Here is a 17,780-nt window from a genome sequence, read left to right as displayed (position 1 = left end):
GCGTTATGTTTGCAACTGAGGTCATTATTATTTAGACGTCTAAGCGTCTTGATTGCTAAATCTTAACATCGTGTTATAGTCCCGGCAACACAGGGAAACATACGCACCACGTTAAGGTCGAAGAATAATGAGCCACTCCCCTTTGATTCCAGAAAGCAAACTGCCGGCGCTCGGCACGACTATTTTCACGCAAATGAGCGCCCTCGCGCAGCAGCACAATGCGATTAACCTTTCCCAGGGCTTCCCGGATTTTGACGGCCCGCGCTACCTGCAGGAACGCCTGGCGTTTCACGTCAGCCAGGGCGCAAACCAGTACGCCCCGATGACCGGCGTTCCAGCCCTGCGCGAAGCCATCGCCGAGAAAACCGAAGCGCTGTACGGCCACAAGCCGGATGCCAATACCGATATTACGGTCACCGCTGGTGCCACCGAAGCACTTTATGCCGCCATCACCGCGCTGGTTCGCCCGGGCGATGAAGTGATTTGCTTTGACCCGAGCTATGACAGCTATGCTCCAGCCGTGACGCTTTCCGGCGGCATTCTGAAACGTATTGCCCTCCAGCCGCCGCACTTCCGCGTCGACTGGCAAGAATTTACTGCCCTGCTAAGCGACAAAACTCGCCTCGTCATTCTTAACACACCGCACAATCCGTCCGCTACCGTCTGGCGCAAAAGTGATTTTGCCGCGCTGTGGCAGGCCATTGCGCAGCACGAAGTCTACGTGCTGAGCGACGAAGTGTACGAGCATATCTGCTTCGACGAAGAAGGCCACGCCAGCGTACTGGCCCACCCGCAGCTGCGCGAGCGCGCTATCTCTGTGTCCTCTTTCGGCAAAACGTTCCATATGACGGGCTGGAAAGTGGGCTACTGCGTGGCACCGGCGGCCATCAGCGCGGAGCTGCGTAAAGTTCACCAGTATCTGACGTTCGCGGTGAATACCCCGGCGCAGCTTGCGATTGCCGACATGCTGCGTGCCGAACCGGAACATTATCGTGAACTGCCGGAGTTTTACCGCGCGCGCCGCGACCGCTTTGTTGAAGCGCTGGCGGACAGCCGGTTTGAAATTCTGCCCTGCGAAGGGACTTACTTCCTGCTGGCCGACTACAGCGCAATCTCCGATCTCGACGACGTGAGTTTCTGCCAGTGGCTGACCAAAGAAGTAGGTGTGGCGGCAATTCCGCTGTCGGTGTTCTGCGCGGATGCTTTCCCGCATAAGCTGATTCGCCTGTGCTTTGCCAAGCAGGAAGCGACGCTGGACGCTGCGGCAGAAAGATTACGCCAGGTATAAAGCGACGTTCCCCGTCGGCGGACGGGGAAAACTACAGGCTGAGGATCTCTTTGACGAACGGAATAGTGAGTTTGCGCTGGGCGGTAATCGAGGCGTGATCGAGCTGATCGAGCGTCATAAACAGGGTTCGCATTTCGCGATCGAGGCGTTTTAACAGGAAACGCCCCACGTCTTCCGGCAGCTCAAACCCCCGCAACCGGGAGCGCAGCTGCAGCGCCTGCAGCTTGTCGTCATCGGAAAGCGGCTGCAGCTTGTAAATCTGCCCCCAATCGAGGCGGGAAGCCAGGTCAGGCAACTGCAGATTGAGCTGGCGAGGCGGCCTGTCACCTGTGATCAGCAGGCGCGTTTTCCCGGATTCCAGAATGCGATTATAAAGATTGAAGATCGCCATTTCCCACGGCTCATCCCCGGCCACGCATTCGATATTGTCGATGCAAACCAGCGACAGCTGCTCCATCCCGTCGAGCACTTCCGGCACAAACCAGGTGCGCTTATCCAGCGGCACATAGCCCACGGCTTCACCGCGCTGGGAAAGCTCTGCGCAGGCCGCATGCAGCAAATGGCTGCGCCCGCCGCCTTCACGCGACCAGAAATAGATGTACCCGCTGTGATCCTGACGGAGTACCGCCTGCAGGGCGGCTAGTAAAGAAGGGTTGTCACCCGGCCAGAAACTCGCAAAGGTTTCGTCGTCGGGAAGATAGAGTGGCAGTGAGAGCTGTGCCGGCGTATTCAGAAGTACCTCAACCATAACAGGCAGAAAATCGAAACGAGTCTAACACAGAATGGCTGAGGTTTAGAACCGGGCGAGGATCCGCCCGGCGAGGAAACGATCAGGCCTGCGCGTCGTTGTCTTTCGCGTCAAGCACGACTTCTTCCGGGCGCAGTATGCTGATAAGTTTGAAAATAAGGCTCAGGCCCACGCCGACGATGGTCGCCAGCGCCATGCCTTTCAGCTCTGCCGCACCAATGTGCACCTTCGCCCCGCTCACCCCGATGATCAGGATCACGGAGGTCAGGATCAGGTTTTGCGCTTTGCTGTAATCCACTTTGGATTCGATCAGCACGCGAATACCGGAGGCGCCGATCACTCCGTACAGCAACAGAGAAACACCGCCCATCACCGGCACCGGAATGATTTGAATCGCCGCCGCCAGTTTGCCGACGCAGGAAAGCAGAATGGCAATAATTGCCGCGCCGCCGATAACCCAGGTCGAATACACGCGGGTGATCGCCATGACGCCGATGTTCTCACCGTAGGTGGTGTTTGGCGTGGAGCCAAAGAAGCCGGAGAACACGGTAGAAATGCCGTTGGCAAACATTGAACGGTGCAGGCCCGGGTCGCGAATCAGGTCTTTTTTCACGATATTCGCGGTGACCACAAGGTGGCCCACGTGTTCGGCAATAACCACCAGCGCCGCAGGCAGAATGGTGAAGATAGCGAACCATTCAAAGCGAGGCGTATAGAAGGTTGGCAGCGCGAACCAGTGCGCTTCGCGGATGGGTGTCACGTCTACCACGCCCATGGCGAAGGAGAGCGCGTAACCCGCCAGCACGCCGATGAGAATCGGGATAATGGCCATAAAACCACGGAACAGCACGGAACCAAACACCGTGACCGCCAGCGTCACCAGCGAGATAATAATGGTGGTGGAATCCGGGGATGCGCCATCCGCAGGCAACAGTCCGGCCATGTTAGCCGCCACGCCCGCCAGCTCAAGGCCGATAACCGCAACAATCGCGCCCATCGCCGCCGGAGGGAACATCACGTCCAGCCAGCCGGTACCGGCTTTTTTCACAATCAGCGCCACGATGCAGAACAGCACGCCGCACATGATAAATCCGCCGAGCGCCACTTCATATCCCAGCGGCAGCAGCAGCAATACCGGAGAGATAAACGCGAAGCTGGACCCGAGATAAGCCGGGATTTTGCCTTTACAGATGAACAGATAAAGCAAGGTGCCAATGCCGTTAAACAGCAACACCGTAGCCGGGTTGATGTGGAACAGGATCGGCACCAGCACGGTTGCGCCGAACATGGCGAACAGATGCTGCAGGCTCAACGGAATCGTTTGCAGTAAGGGCGGGCGTTCACTTACCCCAATGGCGCGGCGGGTCATGTTGTTTTCCTCTAAGTGTTATTTTTAACGAACGGTGTTTGCTTCAATCAAAAAAAAGCCGACTTTCAAAGTCGGCTGATGAATCTTATTTTGTTCCGAATATCTTATCGCCCGCATCACCGAGGCCAGGAATAATGTACCCGTGCTCGTTGAGGCCCTGATCGATAGAAGCGGTGTACAGCTCGACGTCCGGGTGCACTTTTTCCAGCGCGGCGATGCCTTCCGGCGCGGCAACCAGCACCAGTACCTTAATGCTGGTACAGCCCGCCTTTTTCAGCAGGTCGATGGTGGCAATCATAGAGCCGCCGGTCGCCAGCATCGGGTCAACCACCAGCGCCATACGTTCTTCTATATTAGAAACCAGCTTCTGGAAGTAAGGCACCGGCTGCAGGGTTTCTTCATCGCGGTAAACGCCAACGACGCTGATACGCGCGCTTGGTACGTTTTCCAGAACGCCTTCCATCATGCCAAGGCCAGCACGCAGAATTGGCACAACGGTAATTTTCTTGCCTTTGATCTGGTCGATTTCCACCGGGCCGTTCCAGCCTTCGATGGTGACTTTCTCGGTTTCCAGGTCCGCAGTGGCTTCATAGGTAAGCAGGCTGCCTACTTCAGAGGCGAGTTCACGAAAGCGCTTGGTGCTGATGTCTTGCTCGCGCATCAGGCCCAGCTTGTGTTTGACGAGTGGGTGTTTCACTTCCACGATCTTCATACTCTTTCTCCCCCGAGATAGTTGGCTACCACAAAAAAAATCGCCGGATTATACCGCTTTTTTGCCGCTGCGCTACAGCTAATGGGATGATCGAGATCAACCGGACTGGATTGAGTCTATCTCAGGAATTCTTTTCTTGCCGATAACAAGAGGCTCGCAAACGTTTGCCTGCACTGTTAGAATTGCCGCGTTTTTCTTATATACCACCCGTGGGGAACGAGCAGTGACCGATAAAACCTCTCTCAGCTATAAAGATGCCGGTGTAGATATTGATGCTGGTAACGCTCTGGTCGACAGAATTAAAGGCGTAGTGAAAAAGACCCGCCGCCCGGAAGTGATGGGTGGACTGGGCGGTTTCGGTGCGCTGTGCGCGTTGCCTCAGAAATATCGTGAACCGGTTCTGGTTTCCGGCACCGACGGTGTGGGCACCAAGCTGCGTCTGGCTATGGATTTAAAGCGCCACGACGCGATCGGCATTGACCTGGTCGCCATGTGCGTGAACGACCTGGTGGTTCAGGGCGCCGAGCCGCTGTTCTTCCTCGACTACTACGCCACCGGCAAGCTGGACGTGGATACTGCCGCCAGCGTTATCACCGGCATCGCCGAAGGCTGCCTGCAGTCAGGCTGCTCGCTGGTCGGCGGTGAAACCGCTGAAATGCCAGGCATGTACCACGGGGAAGACTACGACGTGGCCGGGTTCTGCGTGGGCGTGGTTGAGAAGTCTGAAATCATCGACGGGTCTAAAGTTGCCGATGGCGATGTCCTGATTGCACTGGGTTCTAGCGGCCCACACTCCAACGGCTACTCGCTGGTGCGCAAAGTGCTGGAAGTGAGCGGCACCGACCCGCTGACCACCGAACTGGAAGGGAAACCTCTGGCGGATCACCTGCTCGAGCCAACCCGCATTTACGTGAAAAACATCCTTGAGCTGATTGAAAACGTGGATGTTCACGCCATCGCCCACCTGACCGGTGGCGGCTTCTGGGAAAACATTCCGCGCGTACTGCCGGACAACACCCAGGCCGTTATCACCGAATCTTCCTGGCAGTGGCCAGCCGTCTTCAACTGGCTGCAGCAGGCCGGCAACATCAGCCGCCACGAAATGTACCGCACCTTTAACTGCGGCGTGGGCATGGTCATTGCGCTGCCGGCGGCAGAAGCGGATAAAGCCGTTGCGCTGATGCAGGCCAAAGGTGAAAAGGCGTGGAAAATCGGTATCATCAAGGCATCTGATTCCGAAGAGCGCGTGGTTATTGAGTAATGAAACACATTGTGGTGCTGATTTCCGGTAACGGAAGCAATCTGCAGGCGATCATTGACGCCTGCCAGCAGAAGAAGATTAACGGCACCATCAGCGCGGTGTTCAGCAATAAGGCCGACGCATTCGGCCTTGAGCGAGCCCGCGAAGCCGGGATCCCGACCCACGCGCTGGCGGCAAGCGAGTTTGCCAGCCGCGAGGCGTTCGATCGCCAGCTGATGCAGGAGATTGACGCCTACGCGCCGGACGTCGTGGTGCTGGCGGGTTATATGCGCATTCTCAGCCCGGCCTTTGTGGCGCGCTACAGCGGTCGTTTACTCAACATTCACCCTTCCCTGCTGCCGAAATATCCCGGTCTGCATACCCACCGCCAGGTGCTGGAAAACGGCGATGAAGAGCACGGCACCTCCGTGCATTTTGTCACTGACGAACTGGACGGCGGCCCGGTCATTTTGCAGGCCAAAGTGCCGGTATTTGAAGGGGATGATGAGGACGAAATCACCGCTCGCGTTCAGCACCAGGAACACGCGATTTACCCGCTGGTCGTCAGCTGGTTCCTCGACGATCGACTAAAAATGCGCCAAAACGCCGCCTGGCTTGATGGCGTACAGCTGCCCCCGCAGGGACATGCAGCAGAATAATTTAACTAAAAAGGGCTTCGGCCCTTTTTTTGTGTCTGTCTCTCATAAAGTTGTCATGGTCAGATGAGAGAGTTTCATCTGCATAGTTGGACATTCTCCGCTAAAGCTCGCCATAATAACTGACGTGACGGTGACGGCATTGCCACGTCCACGAAAACGGAGTGTGAGGACTAATGGGTCAGGATAAGCTGTATATCGAAAAAGAACTGAGCTGGTTGTCTTTTAACGAACGCGTTCTGCAGGAAGCGGCGGACAAGCTCAACCCGTTGATTGAAAGGATGCGTTTTCTCGGCATCTATTCCAATAACCTTGATGAATTCTATAAAGTGCGTTTCGCCGAACTGAAGCGCCGCATTTTAATCAGTGAAGAACAGGGTTCTCCTTCCAACCAGCGCCACCTGCTGAACAAGATTCAGGCTCGGGTGCTGAAGGCCGATCAGGAATTTGACAGCCTGTATAACGAGCTGCTGCTGGAGATGGCCCGCAACCAAATCTTCCTGATTAACGAACGTCAGCTTTCCGAAAATCAGCAAAGCTGGCTGCGCAGCTACTTCAAGCATCAGCTTCGCCCGCACATCACGCCGATTTTGATCAACCGCGATACCGACCTGGTGCAGTTCCTGAAGGACGATTACACCTACCTGGCGGTCGAAATCATTCGTGGGGACAGCATTCGCTACGCGCTGCTGGAGATCCCGTCTGACAAAGTGCCGCGGTTTGTTAACCTGCCACCGGAAGCACCACGTCGCCGCAAGCCGATGATCCTGCTGGATAACATCCTGCGCTATTGCCTGGACGAGATCTTCAAAGGGTTCTTCGACTACGACGCGCTCAACGCCTATTCGATGAAGATGACGCGTGACGCCGAGTACGACCTGGTCACCGAAATGGAATCAAGCCTGCTGGAACTGATGTCCTCCAGCCTGAAACAGCGCCTGACCGCTGAGCCGGTGCGCTTTGTTTATCAGCGCGATATGCCGGACGCGATGGTGGAGATGCTGCGCGACAAGCTGACCATTTCCAACTACGACTCGATCATTCCCGGCGGGCGCTACCACAACTTCAAAGACTTTATTGGCTTCCCGAACGTCGGGAAAGCTAACCTGGTGAACAAGCCGCTGCCGCGCCTGCGCCATATCTGGTTCGATAAATTCCGTAACGGGTTCGACGCCATCCGCGAGCGTGACGTCCTGCTTTACTACCCGTACCACACCTTCGAACACGTTCTTGAGCTGCTGCGCCAGGCCTCCTTCGACCCGAGCGTGCTGGCGATTAAAATCAATATCTACCGCGTGGCAAAAGACTCACGCATTATTGATGCCATGATCCACGCCGCCCATAACGGCAAGAAAGTCACCGTGGTGGTCGAGCTGCAGGCACGTTTTGACGAAGAAGCGAATATCCACTGGGCGAAGCGCCTTACCGAGGCGGGCGTGCACGTTATCTTCTCCGCGCCGGGACTGAAAATTCACGCCAAGCTGTTCCTTATTTCCCGCATGGAAGGCGAAGAGATTGTGCGTTATGCGCATATTGGGACCGGTAACTTTAACGAGAAAACCGCCCGTCTCTACACGGACTATTCCCTGTTAACCGCCGACGCGCGTATCACCAACGAAGTGCGTCGCGTGTTCAACTTTATCGAAAATCCGTACCGCCCGGTGACCTTCGACTATCTGCTGGTGTCGCCGCAGAACTCGCGTCGCCTGTTGTACGATTTGGTCGATCGCGAAATCAAAAATGCCCAGAACGGGCAGCCTGCCGGGATCACGCTGAAGCTGAATAACCTGGTAGACAAAGGCCTGGTGGACAGACTTTATGCGGCCTCCAGCGCGGGCGTGAAGGTGAACCTGCTGATACGCGGCATGTGTTCGCTGATTCCAGAACTCGACGGGATCAGCGATAATATCCGCGTGCAGAGTATCGTTGACCGCTACCTCGAGCACGACCGGGTCTATATTTTTGAAAACGGTGGCGATAAAAAAGTCTTCCTCTCCTCAGCCGACTGGATGACCCGTAACATCGACTATCGCATTGAAGTGGCCGTCCCGGTCCTCGATCCGCGCCTGAAGCAGCGTATGCTCGATATCATTGATATCCAGCTGAACGACACGGTGAAAGCGCGCATCATCGACAAAGAACTGAGTAATCGCTATGTGCCGCGCGGCAACCGCCGGAAAGTGCGTTCGCAACTGGCGATCTACGATTATATTAAAACTCTGGAACAACCTGACTAACGCTCTCAGGCGAAGATAAAATTATGCCGATATCAAACCATGCTCCACGGCCGCAGGAATTTGCTGCGGTCGACCTCGGCTCGAACAGCTTCCACATGGTCATTGCCCGTGTGGTGGATGGCGCCATGCAAATCATTGGCCGCCTGAAGCAGCGCGTGCACCTCGCGGATGGCCTCGGGCCCGATAACAAATTAAGCGAGGAGGCCATGGAGCGTGGGCTCTCCTGCCTGGCGCTGTTTGCCGAACGCCTGCAGGGATTTGCAGCAGACAACGTGTGCATTGTGGGCACCCACTCGCTTCGCGAGGCCACCAATGCCGCCGAGTTTCTGAAACGCGCGGAGAAAGTGATCCCCTACCCGATCGAAATCATTCCCGGGAACGAAGAGGCCCGTCTGATTTTTATGGGCGTGGAACACACTCAGCCGGAGAAAGGCCGCAAGCTGGTGATTGATATCGGCGGGGGCTCCACCGAACTGGTGATCGGCGAAGATTTTGAGCCAATGCTGGTGGAGAGTCGCCGTATGGGCTGCGTCAGCTTCGCGCAAAACTTCTTCCCCGGCGGCGTCATCAGCCCGGAAAGCTTCAAGCGCGCCCGCATGGCGGCAATCCAAAAACTGGAAACCCTTGCCTGGCAATATCGCCTGCAGGGCTGGAAAGTCGCACTGGGCGCTTCTGGCTCCATCAAAGCGGCGCATGAAGTGTTGATTGAGATGGGCGAAAAAGACGGGATTATTACCCCGGAACGCCTGGACATGCTGCAGCAGGAAGTGCTGAAGTTTAAAACCTTCGACGCCCTGAGCCTGCCGGGCCTGTCCGAAGAGCGTAAAGCGGTGTTTGTGCCTGGGCTGGCCATTCTGTGCGGCGTGTTTGATGCGCTCGCCATCCGCGAGCTGCGCCTGTCTGACGGTGCGCTGCGCGAAGGCGTGCTGTACGAAATGGAAGGCCGTTTCCGCCATCAGGATATTCGTATTCGCACCGCGCAAAGCCTGGCGGAGCAATACCACATCGACAGCGATCAGGCTCGTCGGGTACTGGAAACCGTTGAACTGCTGTACCAGCAGTGGGAAAAACAGAACCACAAGCTGGCTAACCCGCAGATGGCCGCGCTGCTGAAGTGGGCCGCGATGCTGCATGAAGTCGGGCTGGGCATCAACCACAGCGGGATGCACCGCCACTCGGCCTACATTCTGCAAAACAGCAACCTGCCGGGCTTCAACCAGGAGCAGCAGGTGCTTATGGCTTCCCTGGTGCGCTACCACCGCAAGGCCATCAAGCTGGACGATCTGCCGCGCTTCACGCTGTTTAAGAAGAAACAGTTCCTGCCGCTGATTCAGCTGATTCGTCTGGCCACGCTGCTGAATAACCAGCGCCAGGCGACAACCACCCCGCCGACGCTGGTGCTGGAAACCGACGACAACCACTGGACGCTGCGCTTCCCGCACGACTGGTTCAGCCAGAACACGCTGGTTCAGCTGGATTTGGAGCGCGAACAGCTGTATTGGGAAAGCATGACCGGCTGGAAGCTGACCATCGAAGAAGAGGCCGAAGCGGCGCTCTCCGCCTGATTTACTCCATCAGCCCCTTTGCGTCTCCCGGTGCAGAGGGGCTTTGTTCTTCAGCAAGGCTCTCCAGCGGCTGAGGGCGACCAATCAAATATCCCTGCACATAATCCATGCCCATCGCCCGGACGGCATCTTTGAGCGCCTGCGTTTCGACATATTCCGCCACAACCTGCATCTTCTTCATTCTTGCCAGCTGGCATATCGAGCTCACCACCTGGTAATCCAGGCTGCTGGTTAAAATATTGCGGATAAAGCTGCCGTCAATTTTAAGGATGTCTGCGCTCAGCTCTTTCAGACGCGCATAGCTGGCATAGCCGGTGCCAAAGTCGTCGATAGCCACCCGGCAACCCATGCGCTGCAGCATCTTCAGCGTCAAATTGGCCTGTTCAAGGTTGGTTAAAGAATGGCTTTCTGTCACTTCAAAAACCAGCTGCCACGGCTCAATGCGGTACTTCGTCAGCAAATGCTGCACATCCCCCGGAAGCTGGGCCTGACATACTGAGGCGGGCGTCAGGTTAATGGCGAGCCTGCAGCCGGGCAAACTGTCGCGGTGCTTATCCATAAACTGCAGGGCGGCATTCAGCACCCAGCGGTCAATGCGGGATGAAAGCCCAAACTCATGGGCGACGGGCAAAAAGATATCCGGTGACAGCAGTTCGCCTTTATCGTCGCGCATCCGCAGCAGCACCTCGTAGTACGCGTCGCCCCGTAACCCTTCAATACGCTGCGCCATCAGCACAAACAGGTCCTGATCGAGCGCATGCTGTAGGCGGTTCATCATTTCAACTTTGCGTTTGACCGCATTCTGAATGTGATTGGAGCCTTTTTGCTGCAGGCTTTCGGGCTGTTGCGTAGAGAGCGATACCCCGGCCATGGTGCTTAACTCGCCGAGCAATAAGTAGAGATGGGACACCGGGTGGCGCACAAAGCAATAGCTGATGCCGATTTGCGGCTGCAGCGGCATCCCGTCCCACATAAAGCGGAACCGTCGGGCATGGGCGTGCAGAGACTCAATTTTAGCCTGATGAGATTCATAATTGAGGCGCAGGGCGAGATCGTGCCCGGAAAGGTTGTACACCCTCTCGCCGGGCGACAGCTGGCCGCGCAAATATTCCGCCAGCTGCTGCTTGTATTGAATGCGCAGCAAAACGCCGTAGTTTCGCCCCAGCAGCTCCAGCTCGGGAATCGACAAAAATCCCAGCGCGGACCAGGGCGTATTCCCAAGGTCGCGAGATAACGCGCGTAGATTTGGCATCTGCATCATCGGGTCGATGAACGCCACGCGGCGTGCTTTATAGTGCAAGAAGCGCTGTCGGGTGGTCACCGCCGCCATTAAATAGATGGTGATGGAGAACACCGCATAGCAGGACGACGCAATGGCCAAATGCAGCTGAAAGCCCATATCCGGCGGCAGGTAATTATGGAACCCGCCGCAGAGAATAATCAGTACCACGGTCCAGGCGTTGGTAATAAACAAGAAGCCAAAACGCATCGCCCCCCATAGCATAACGGGCAGAATAAGCGTCAGCGTGTAATCGGTATTAAAAATAGTTTTGTTTTGGCTAATCGGGTACAGCAGCAGCCAAATAAGCAGGCCAACGAGCGCGGCCCACAGCAGCATTTCACTTCGCGTCACGCCCTTCTGCCGCTGTCCCCGCATGCGGGACCAGAAGCTTTTGATAAAGCGCGGGTGCACTATCATTCTTAAAATAAAATAGAAGAACGGCAGCCCGGTTAATCCCCCCACCAGCACGGCCTGGAAATTAATTAATGTTCTGGCGCTCCACGGCGTGGCGGACAGAATAGAAAAGCTGCGATCGTACCAGCCTAAAAATAACGCTATCTCGTAGAACACCAGAAATAGCCCGGCGTTAACCAGCACCAGCCAAAACATACGCTGAGCGGTGAGCTGAATCAGGCCGAAGGTCACCGCGCTGCGTCGCGACACAAAATAGCGATAGCAGCACGAACTGACCGTAATCGGCACGATAAAGTGCAGGACGGCCAGCAACGAAATCCACACGCCCTCTGAGGGCAGATAGCGAATCAGCAATGCCAGAACAATGCCCGGAATAGCCGCGCGCCCAAACAGTACGATGCAGGCGGTTAGCAGCGGGAGCGACATGTAAAGCAGGAAAACTCGCCCGCCATCCAGTACCGTCTGCGCGTTAAACGTTGCCACCAGCGGCAGCAGCAGGCTGGGGAGAATCAGGGGCAGTGCCCACCATTTACTTTTTGATTGTTTATACCAGCTAGCCAGTTGCATACATCTTCGCCAAAATCCCTGTTCCTCTTCGGGTATCTTCCGGATATCCTTTCCGGTTCGTTACGGCCCATCTTCCGTCACTGCGGGGGACAAATTTTAGTTCGCCAACATTAAGAATAATTGATGCATATCAGTATCAGTTCAATGAATCACCGCTGAGGTAAAATTCAGACTGAATATGATTCATATTAGTTCACAACAAATTCACCTCATGAATGAAATGCCCATGAATCATTCATTCAGGCCGTTTTTACATGATGAATAATTGACCTGAGTGGTTCTGTGTGACTAAATAGCCCCGTCGCCCGCATCGCCGGGCCAATCTTAAGGACCCCTGCGTGACACAGGTTACGACTATGCAAAGACGAAACCGTTTTAATAATCGCATGACCCGCATTATTCTGCTCATCAGTTTTCTGTTCTTTTTTGGTCGCTTTATTTATTCCTCCATCGGAGCCTGGTACCACCATCAGGATAAAAAAGCAGAAACCCAACAAAGCAGCCAGCAGGTGGACAGCGCTAACCGCTAGTCCGTCGGTTCCCCCTCGCGCTCTTTTAATTTCCTACCACTTGTTCAAAAATGCTCAAGCGCCCCGTTTGCTGGCCCCTCGCCTTGACCTGAAGTTAACTTGAGGTTGTAAAGTCACGCCATCAAAAACAGCTGAATGGGCAGACTATGGAACAGATTGATGTCGGCTTTACCCACGTCGCATTTATGGTGAAGGATCTGGATAAAAGCGTCGATTTCTACCTCCGCTATACCGCAATGAAAGTGATTCACCAGCGCGAACCCAACCTGCCGGACGCACGCAAGGTGGCCTGGCTAAGCGATCGCACCCGGCCTTTTGCGCTGGTTCTGGTGCAGGCAGACAACAACACCGACACGCCGCTGGGAAATTTTGGTCACCTGGGCGTGGCCTGCGCAACCAAAGAAGAAATTGATCGCAAGACGGAAACAGCGAGAGCCGAAGGCGTGCTGCGCCGAGAACCAGAGCAGCTTGGCGACCCGGTGGGTTACTTCGTGTTCTTTGCCGATCCGGACGGTAACACGCTGGAACTCTCCTACGGCCAGCGGGTTGGCATTGAGTCAATGTAAAGCCTGAATGGCGGCCAAAAGCCGCCCTTTTCTGCCTTTATGCCGCTACGCCCCTCTGCCTTTATTCTCTCTTTCTGTTTAAGCATTTTATGTTCTAAGCATAGCTATTTATATTCCTATGGGCTTTAGCGGCGACGATTTACTCTCTGCTCAAATCAACGATTAATTGCGGGCAGTGATAAGTTAAATGAGTGGCAGAGCGTCGGTCTATTTACATGAAGAACAACGGGAATTTGTCAGTAAACTACGGCGTTCGTGGCTGTGGCGCACGGAGCTGCCCACCTGGCTGCTGATTATCACGATTTACGGCGGCTGGTTTGCCACCGTGGCGTGGTGGAAAACCATTGGCCTCTTCCCGGCAACGCTGCTGCTCATCTGGTTAGCCACCTGGTATATGTCGCTGCAGCATGAGCTTTTGCACGGCCACCCGACGCGCTTCCCACGCCTGAACCAGCTGTTCGGGCTGATCCCTTTTTCTATCTGGTATCCGTACGGCACTTATCGCGATCTGCATCTGAAACATCACCAGGATGAAGATCTGACCGTGCCGGAAACTGACCCGGAAAGTTACTACTTTACCCGCCGCCGCTGGCAGCATTTTAGCGGCGTTCAGCGTCTGCTGGTGCGCCTGCGTAATACCTTCCCTGGCCGTCTATTACTGACGCCGGTGCTGACCATGCGCTGGACAGTAGTCAATATCTGGGAAACTTTCCGCGGCGGCAATCGCCCGGCGATGGCGATGTGGACGGTACATCTGCTGCTGCTTATCCCGGTGCTCGGCTGGCTGGTGAAGCATGATTTCTCGGTGGTTTACTACCTGCTGGTCGTCACCTGGCCGATGCTGGCGATGACCAAAGTCCGCTCTTTCTTCGAACACCGCGCGGCGGAAGATCCCGAGGCTCGGACGGTGATTAACGAAGCAGGCATGTTCTGGCGTCTGCTGTTCTTGAATCTGAACTATCACTCAGTGCACCACGATCTCCCCGGCATTCCGTGGTACGGGCTGCCAACCGTTTACCGCGCGTATAAAGAGGAATACCTGCAGCGGAACCAGGGCTTCTTTGTGAACGGTTACGGCGAGCTGATGCGCGAGCATCTGATTAAACCGATCCAGGTGGAAATTAACCCGTTCTTCCCGGACGGCCGCCTGGCGCAGGACGCGGTGCCGCAGGAGAAAGCCCATGAGTAAGCTTATCTCGCTGCCGATGTACGACGTGCATCACCCGGATACCGAAGCGCTGTTAGCCACCTTGCGCCTGCTACTGAGCGAAGAAGGGCTGGACAGTGACAGCTTGATTTATAGCGAACCCGAAGATCGCCTGAGCCACTGGCAAGACTCGCGGCTGCTGCTCAGCCAGACCTGCGGTTATCCCCTACGCGCCCTGCTGCCTAACGTGCAGGTCGTCGGTACGTTTCATTATCAGGCGACAGGCTGCGAAGGGTTTCACTACTGCAGCCAGCTGATTGTTCGTGAAGCCGACGCGGGAAAAACGCTGGCAGATTTCCGGGGCAAGCGCGTCGTCTGCAACAGCGACGACTCCCAGTCCGGCTATCACGGCCTGCGCAGCCTGATTGCCCCGCTGCAAAAAGACGGGAAGTTCTTCTCAGACATCGCCTTTAGCGGCAGCCACCGCCAGTCGCTGGCGGAGGTGCAGGCCGGCACGAGCGACATTGCCGCCATTGATGCAGTCACTCTCGCGCTGGTTGCTCATCACGAACCGGAACGCGTTGCAGGCCTGGTTTCTATCGGCACAACGGCGCTGGCACCGGGTTTACCGATAATCACCTCGGCGCAAACTTCAGCCGTGGAACTGGCGCATCTGCGCCGCGCGTTGAAACGGCTGGTGAGCGAGCCTGAGTGGCGAGCCGTGCGCGAAGCACTGCTGATTGAGGATTTCACTGCGACGCGGCGTGAAGATTATCAGACGATTAGCGATGCGGCGCAGAAAGCTGCTGCTAGTGGTTTGGTGACACTTTAGGTTACGGCTTTTTTACCCTCACCCCGGCCCTCTCCCTGAGGGAGAGGGAGTATTCGTTATTCCCTGCATCTCTAGTCCCCTCTTCCAAAAGGAGAAGGTGTATTCGTTATTACCTGCATTTCTGATCCCCTCTTCCAAAAGGAGAAGGTGTATTCGTTATTACCTGCATTTCTGATCCCCTCTCCCAAAAGGAGAAGGTGTATTCGTTATTCCCTGCGTTTCTGGTCCCCTCTTCCAAAAGGAGAAGGTGTATTCGTTATTCCCTGCGTTTCTGGTCCCCTCTCCCCCGTGGGGAGAGGGTTAGGGTGAGGGGCGAACTTGTCACCCACGCTTCAACTGATTCCCCACCGGCGGCAACCCCAACTTCTCACGCAGCGTACCTGGCCGGTAAGCCTGCTGCATCACCCCGCTCTCTTTCAAAATCGGCGCCACCTGGTCGACAAAATTATCGAAATCCACCGGCAGGAACGGGAACATCAGGTTGTAGCCGTCCACGGCCCCGGCATGAAACGCCTCGCTCAGCGTGTCGGCGACTTCCTGCGCCGTACCAATGACCAGCCAGCTGTCGGAGCTTTGAAGCAGTAACCGGCCCAGCTCCAGCACCGTCAGGGCGGGATCGTAACCCTTGATGATCTGCAGCGCGGTTCTCAGCCCGTCAAAGCCTTGTACGTCCGGCAAAGGCGGCAGCGGCGCGTGGCGATCGTATTCCCCCATATCCATCCGCAGATAGGTACTGAGGAGATCCAGCGCCATCTGGTCGTTCATCAGCGTCTGAATCAGCGCCCGGCGCTGCTCCTTTTCTTCCGGCGTGTTCACCACCACCGGCAGCACACCGCCGAGGATTTTAAAGTGCTCCGGCTCGCGCCCATTTTCACGCAGGCGTTTATTCATATCCTCGCGATAGGCCAGCCCTTTCTCAATGTTGCTCATAAACACAAAGTGAATATCGGCCTGGGCCGCCGCCAGCGCTTTGCCGGATTCGGAGGAGCCTGCCTGCACCACAATCGGATGTCCCTGCAGCGGACGCGGCACGTTCAGCGGGCCACGCACCTTAAAGAATTCGCCTGCGTGGTTGAGCGGATGTACTCGATCTGGATCGGCAAAATAGCCGCTTTGCTTATCGATCAGCACGGCTTCCTCTTCCCAGGAATCCCACAGTTTTCTGACAACTGCGATAAACTCGGCGGCGCGTTCGTAACGCCTGCCGTGCTCCGGCAGGGTATCCAGCCCGTAGTTGGCCGCTTCTTCCGGCAGCCAGGACGTGACAACGTTCCAGCTCGCTCGCCCCCCGCTCAAATGGTCAAGCGAGGCAAAATAGCGCGCCAGATTATAAGGTTCAGTGTAGGACGTTGAAGCCGTCGCCATCAGGCCGATGTTTTCGGTCACCGCCGACAGCGCGGCCAGCAGGGTGATTGGCTCAAGCCGCGGGTTAGCGTAATGCGGCACTCCGCTCGGCACCGTGTCCCAAATAGCAACATGGTCGGCGATAAAAATGTTATCCAGCGCGACGGCTTCGGCCCTGCGCGCCAGGTCGGCGTAAAACTTCAGGGTAAAAATCTCTTTGCCCGGCGCGTCCGGATGGCGCCAGGAAAAGCGATAATCGCCCTGCGGGTTGAAGAAGAACAGGTTAAAAATGGCGGTTGCTTGCGGCATGGCGGGATACTCGTTGTGAAATGGCCCTCCCTGGCCGGGGACTCATTATTTAGCGGCCAGTTTTTCTTTTACCCACTGGTCGGCAACTTTAGCCGGATCTTTATGATCGACGTCCACCAACTTGTTCAGCTGGATCAAATCTTTAGTGGTTAACTTGGCGGAGATATCGTTGAGCACTTCCTCCACTTTCGGCGAAACAGCGCCTTTGTGCACCAGCGGGACCAGGTTCTGAGCCGGCTGCTCGTGTTTGTCATCCTCCAGCACCACCCACTTCTCTTTCAGCAGATCGCCCTGGGTCGACACCAGCGTCGCTACGTCGATTTTGCCGGAGTTCAGCGCCAGGCGGCTCAGCGGGCCACCGATATCCAGCGACTTAAAGGATTTGAATTTGATGCCATACACGCGCTCCAGCCCCGGCAGACCAAGGGCGCGGGTCGCCACTTCCGGCGGGCCACCGACCACAAGCTCAGGGGCAACCCTCGCCAGGTCGGACAGGGTTTTCAGGTTATATTTTTTGGCCGTCTCTTCACGCACGCCCCATGCGGTAATGGAGGCCGCCGAGGACGGTTTCAGTAACGCCAGATCCGCCGGTAGCGCCTGCTGCAGTTCGGCAGAGACTTCCTGTTCGGTCGTCGCTTTACTGCCGCCGTGGTAGTAGTTCAGCAACGCGCCGAGATACTCCGGCACCACGTCCAGCTCGCCGGATTTCAGTGCCGGAATGATAATTTCGCGGTTGCCCAGGTTGAGGCGTGTTTTCACCTCGATGCCCTGCTGCTTTAATGCGCTGGCGTAGATGTTGGCCAGGATCGTTTGTTCTGAGTAGTTTGCGCCGCCAATCGTGACGGTTTCCGCATGCGCCGCAAATCCTACGCTTGCCAGCCCTGCCGCCAGTAAAGTCAGTTGGAATCTTTTGCTCGCCGTTGTCAGCCAATTTTTCATCATCATCACCCTTCTCTGTTTTATGTTGTGTTGTG

General features: G+C 56.0%; 15 protein-coding genes. 9 read left to right on the top strand and 6 right to left on the bottom strand.

All coding sequences use genetic code 11. The annotated features are described in order from the left end of the window. The first annotated feature begins 127 nt into the window (after positions 1–127). On the top strand, positions 128–1,288 hold the full coding sequence (locus tag F3J28_RS00690) for a pyridoxal phosphate-dependent aminotransferase (protein WP_166871776.1): 1,161 nt from the start codon (positions 128–130) through the stop codon (positions 1,286–1,288). 31 nt (positions 1,289–1,319) lie between these two features. Here the strand turns inward: F3J28_RS00690 and F3J28_RS00685 are convergent, their stop codons facing one another. The 3 genes from F3J28_RS00685 to upp all read right to left on the bottom strand — a co-directional run bounded on the left by F3J28_RS00685 (position 1,320) and on the right by upp (position 4,117). After that, positions 1,320–2,021, bottom strand: coding sequence for a DnaA inactivator Hda (locus F3J28_RS00685; protein WP_213715630.1), 702 nt, complete (start codon positions 2,019–2,021; stop codon positions 1,320–1,322). A 97-nt stretch (positions 2,022–2,118) separates the two neighbouring features. Next, a complete protein-coding gene (gene uraA, locus F3J28_RS00680; RefSeq protein WP_008459365.1) occupies positions 2,119–3,405 on the bottom strand; it encodes a uracil permease in 1,287 nt (428 codons plus the stop codon). An 85-nt stretch (positions 3,406–3,490) separates the two neighbouring features. Next, positions 3,491–4,117 carry a uracil phosphoribosyltransferase gene (upp, locus tag F3J28_RS00675; protein ID WP_166871773.1) on the bottom strand — a complete coding sequence of 209 codons (627 nt, stop codon included), beginning with the start codon at positions 4,115–4,117 and terminating at the stop codon, positions 3,491–3,493. 223 nt (positions 4,118–4,340) lie between these two features. On the opposite strand from upp, the gene purM reads away from it, so the two are divergent. The 4 genes from purM (at position 4,341) to ppx (ending at position 9,815) form a co-directional block, all read left to right on the top strand. Then, positions 4,341–5,378: a phosphoribosylformylglycinamidine cyclo-ligase gene (gene purM / locus F3J28_RS00670; protein WP_166871772.1), complete on the top strand. Its 1,038-nt coding sequence runs from the start codon at positions 4,341–4,343 to the stop codon at positions 5,376–5,378. Beyond that, positions 5,378–6,016 carry a phosphoribosylglycinamide formyltransferase gene (purN, locus tag F3J28_RS00665; RefSeq protein WP_039296046.1) on the top strand — a complete coding sequence of 213 codons (639 nt, stop codon included), beginning with the start codon at positions 5,378–5,380 and terminating at the stop codon, positions 6,014–6,016. Before purM ends, purN begins: the two co-directional genes overlap by 1 nt. A gap of 173 nt (positions 6,017–6,189) precedes the next feature. Then, positions 6,190–8,250 carry a polyphosphate kinase 1 gene (ppk1, locus tag F3J28_RS00660; protein ID WP_166871768.1) on the top strand — a complete coding sequence of 687 codons (2,061 nt, stop codon included), beginning with the start codon at positions 6,190–6,192 and terminating at the stop codon, positions 8,248–8,250. Between the two features lie 23 nt (positions 8,251–8,273). Continuing rightward, positions 8,274–9,815 carry an exopolyphosphatase gene (gene ppx, locus F3J28_RS00655; RefSeq protein ID WP_166871765.1) on the top strand — a complete coding sequence of 514 codons (1,542 nt, stop codon included), beginning with the start codon at positions 8,274–8,276 and terminating at the stop codon, positions 9,813–9,815. Between the two features lies 1 nt (position 9,816). On the opposite strand, the gene F3J28_RS00650 is transcribed toward ppx, so the two are convergent. Beyond that, a complete protein-coding gene (locus tag F3J28_RS00650) occupies positions 9,817–12,078 on the bottom strand; it encodes a sensor domain-containing phosphodiesterase (protein WP_166871762.1) in 2,262 nt (753 codons plus the stop codon). Between the two features lie 356 nt (positions 12,079–12,434). Between F3J28_RS00650 and F3J28_RS00645 the strand changes: the two genes are divergently transcribed. The 4 genes from F3J28_RS00645 to F3J28_RS00630 all read left to right on the top strand — a co-directional run bounded on the left by F3J28_RS00645 (position 12,435) and on the right by F3J28_RS00630 (position 15,153). Further along, the gene (locus tag F3J28_RS00645) at positions 12,435–12,608 is read left to right on the top strand and encodes a YfgG family protein (protein ID WP_034809523.1); all 174 of its coding nucleotides are present in this window, start codon (positions 12,435–12,437) and stop codon (positions 12,606–12,608) included. A 146-nt stretch (positions 12,609–12,754) separates the two neighbouring features. Further along, complete coding sequence (locus F3J28_RS00640) at positions 12,755–13,174, top strand: VOC family protein (RefSeq protein ID WP_166871759.1); 420 nt, start codon at positions 12,755–12,757, stop codon at positions 13,172–13,174. A 187-nt stretch (positions 13,175–13,361) separates the two neighbouring features. Then, positions 13,362–14,363, top strand: a complete 1,002-nt coding sequence (locus tag F3J28_RS00635) for a fatty acid desaturase (RefSeq protein ID WP_166871756.1) — start codon at positions 13,362–13,364, stop codon at positions 14,361–14,363. After that, on the top strand, positions 14,356–15,153 hold the full coding sequence (locus tag F3J28_RS00630) for a phosphate/phosphite/phosphonate ABC transporter substrate-binding protein (protein WP_166871753.1): 798 nt from the start codon (positions 14,356–14,358) through the stop codon (positions 15,151–15,153). The genes F3J28_RS00635 and F3J28_RS00630 overlap by 8 nt, the downstream gene beginning before the upstream one ends. A 321-nt stretch (positions 15,154–15,474) precedes the next feature. Here F3J28_RS00630 and F3J28_RS00625 read toward each other — a convergent pair whose 3' ends face one another. Further along, positions 15,475–16,806, bottom strand: a complete 1,332-nt coding sequence (locus F3J28_RS00625; RefSeq protein ID WP_166871750.1) for an NtaA/DmoA family FMN-dependent monooxygenase — start codon at positions 16,804–16,806, stop codon at positions 15,475–15,477. 45 nt (positions 16,807–16,851) lie between these two features. Next, entirely contained in the window at positions 16,852–17,751 is a 900-nt protein-coding gene (locus tag F3J28_RS00620; protein ID WP_166871746.1) for an ABC transporter substrate-binding protein, read from the bottom strand. Positions 17,752–17,780: the final 29 nt, after the last annotated feature.

Source organism: Enterobacter sp. Ap-1006 (assembly GCF_011752835.1).
Lineage (GTDB): Bacteria > Pseudomonadota > Gammaproteobacteria > Enterobacterales > Enterobacteriaceae > Cedecea.
This window is presented reverse-complemented; position numbering and strand designations above follow the sequence as displayed.

What these genes read in the sequence shown, in the direction of transcription:
- uraA (WP_008459365.1), bottom strand. Translation starts at nt 3,405, where the DNA reads ATGACCCGCCGCGCCATTGGGGTAAGTGAACGCCCGCCCTTACTGCAA.
- F3J28_RS00645 (WP_034809523.1), top strand. Translation starts at nt 12,435, where the DNA reads ATGCAAAGACGAAACCGTTTTAATAATCGCATGACCCGCATTATTCTG.
- F3J28_RS00630 (WP_166871753.1), top strand. Translation starts at nt 14,356, where the DNA reads ATGAGTAAGCTTATCTCGCTGCCGATGTACGACGTGCATCACCCGGAT.
- ppk1 (WP_166871768.1), top strand. Translation starts at nt 6,190, where the DNA reads ATGGGTCAGGATAAGCTGTATATCGAAAAAGAACTGAGCTGGTTGTCT.
- upp (WP_166871773.1), bottom strand. Translation starts at nt 4,117, where the DNA reads ATGAAGATCGTGGAAGTGAAACACCCACTCGTCAAACACAAGCTGGGC.
- purN (WP_039296046.1), top strand. Translation starts at nt 5,378, where the DNA reads ATGAAACACATTGTGGTGCTGATTTCCGGTAACGGAAGCAATCTGCAG.
- F3J28_RS00620 (WP_166871746.1), bottom strand. Translation starts at nt 17,751, where the DNA reads ATGATGATGAAAAATTGGCTGACAACGGCGAGCAAAAGATTCCAACTG.
- F3J28_RS00650 (WP_166871762.1), bottom strand. Translation starts at nt 12,078, where the DNA reads ATGCAACTGGCTAGCTGGTATAAACAATCAAAAAGTAAATGGTGGGCA.
- F3J28_RS00640 (WP_166871759.1), top strand. Translation starts at nt 12,755, where the DNA reads ATGGAACAGATTGATGTCGGCTTTACCCACGTCGCATTTATGGTGAAG.
- ppx (WP_166871765.1), top strand. Translation starts at nt 8,274, where the DNA reads ATGCCGATATCAAACCATGCTCCACGGCCGCAGGAATTTGCTGCGGTC.
- F3J28_RS00635 (WP_166871756.1), top strand. Translation starts at nt 13,362, where the DNA reads ATGAGTGGCAGAGCGTCGGTCTATTTACATGAAGAACAACGGGAATTT.
- F3J28_RS00690 (WP_166871776.1), top strand. Translation starts at nt 128, where the DNA reads ATGAGCCACTCCCCTTTGATTCCAGAAAGCAAACTGCCGGCGCTCGGC.
- F3J28_RS00625 (WP_166871750.1), bottom strand. Translation starts at nt 16,806, where the DNA reads ATGCCGCAAGCAACCGCCATTTTTAACCTGTTCTTCTTCAACCCGCAG.